The organism is Actinomadura bangladeshensis (genome assembly GCF_004348335.1).
GTDB lineage: Bacteria > Actinomycetota > Actinomycetes > Streptosporangiales > Streptosporangiaceae > Spirillospora > Spirillospora bangladeshensis.
In genome coordinates this window covers 1-1,892 of record NZ_SMJW01000512.1, presented here as the reverse complement: position 1 = coordinate 1,892, position 1,892 = coordinate 1, and the positions used below count along the sequence as shown (strand labels likewise).

Sequence of the window (1,892 nt, the reverse complement as noted above, 5' to 3'; positions counted from 1 at the left end):
GGGCGGTGTCGAGGTGAGGGTGAGCAGGAGTTCGGCCGGTCTGCCGTCGATCCAGCCGGACGGTCCGTCGGTTTCGGTGAGGGCGGCGTCACCGTGCCGGTGAAGATGGCTGCGCAGCACTGCCAGGTGAGCGTTCTCGTCCAGGTCAAGACGCAGCCGCACATCGTCGAAACCGCGGTTCTGGCTGATCAGCACCTCACGTGGTATCCGGTGCCGTTCGCGGTGCCGCTGCCAAGCGGTCCGCCACTGCGGCCACGACGCGGCACGGTCGGGCAGCACTGCGGCGGGGATGCTCCAGCGGGCCGGGTGCAGGATGCAGCGGCCTCGCCGGACCCTCGGTAGGAAGCGCAGACTGCCGGCCTGCCCCCAGTCGAACCTGGCGCACGGAGCCGTCCACGCCGTCCAGATCTCGGTCAGGAACCGGACGAGCGGCTGCTGGGCGGTCGGCAGCATCACGCAGTTGAACAGCAGCGGTTCGACCGGCCGGCCGGTGATGCGAGATACCAGCCACAGCCGCTCGCCGTCCCCGGCCACGGCCAGGTCCGCGAGCTTCCAGTGCGGGTCGGGGTGGAAGTCCCCGACCGGCAGGGCGGGCAGCAGTTCGGGTGCGCGGGCCACGGTGGCCAGGCGGGTGTGGAGCGGAGGACCCGACAACTGCACCAGGTCCGCGCCGGGCATCGCGGCCGGAAGGCCGGTGTAGACGCTGCGGAAGTGCTCCAGCTCGCCGGGGGTGAGCAGGTGTAGGAACCGCGCGGCCGCGACGCCGGCGTGGCGGGCGCCGCTCACCACGGTCAGCGTGAAGGCGCCGCGGTCGAGGTCGCGTGGCGCGTTTGCGGCGAGGGTGAACCTCAGCTCGGTGTGCGGGATCGGCGGCCGCGTGTCGTCGCCGCGTAGTGCGGCGGCCAGCTCGTCGTCGAGGACGACCTCGCCGCCGCCGTTCATGGCCGACTGCTGGGCGAGATCGGCGAGCAGTCGGTCGCGGGCGGTGAATCCCTCCGAGTCGCGGTGCGGGGAACCCCGGTACCCGGCGGGGAACCCCAACACGTTCACCACCTTGCGTAGCGGGACGGCGGCACCTGGGCCCCACCGTTGGATGAACGCGTGATGGTAGGCGTCCCAGCCGGGCAGGCGCGGTGCCACGGCGGTCAGCGCCCCGGCGGCGTCCTCGGCTGCGGCGACCACGGGCGGGGGCAGCGTCACCGAGCAGCCGACCCGCAGGTCGACCGCGCTCTGGTGGCCCGGGTCGGGCAGGCCGGTGCGCCCGACAGCATGGTCGGCAGGGCGGGCTGCAGCGTGGTTGGCAAGGTGCCGGGCCAGGTGCGCGGCCGGATCGGTGACGGTCATCGGCGGCCGGATCGCCGACAGCAGCACCCCCGCGTTCACCAGTGCGGTCAGCAGCCGCTCGGCCTCGGCAGTGCCACCGGGCAGCGTGTCGGCCACCTTGTCGGCAAGATCGGTGAATGCGATGGCGGAGGCGGCCTGTTCGACCGCGGCCCGCACCGGTTCGGTCAGGTCGATCTCGACATCGAAGATCCGGTCGTGCTCGGTGCGGGCGCATGGCAGCACCCACCGCCCGCCACGGGCGTATCCGAGGGAGTTCGTCATGACCGCGACCGTGCGCAGGACCGGCAGGTCCTGCTCGGCCCGCGCGGTGTGCTCGGCGACGAAGCGGTCGTCGGGACGGGCCGCGGCCCGGTGCCGCCCGCTCCAGTGGACCGCCGCGCGCGGGCCGAACTCGACCGGCGCGACACCGGCGAAGCGGCCGAACGGGGTCGCGCGGGTCGTCCACCGCAGCAGGTAACGGATCGTGGCCTCCACCAGGCGCCGTAACCGGCGCGCCCGGATCGGCTCGCCGTCCAGGGCACGGGTGATCTGGGCGGCCAGGTCGGGGG

The 1,892-nt window shown here is 73.5% G+C and carries 1 protein-coding gene; it reads right to left on the bottom strand.

Features of this window, described 5'->3' with window-relative positions:
- Window positions 1-1,892, bottom strand: a 1,892-nt coding sequence (locus tag E1284_RS40455) for a lantibiotic dehydratase family protein (RefSeq protein WP_131945397.1), incomplete at both ends; no start/stop codon positions are given.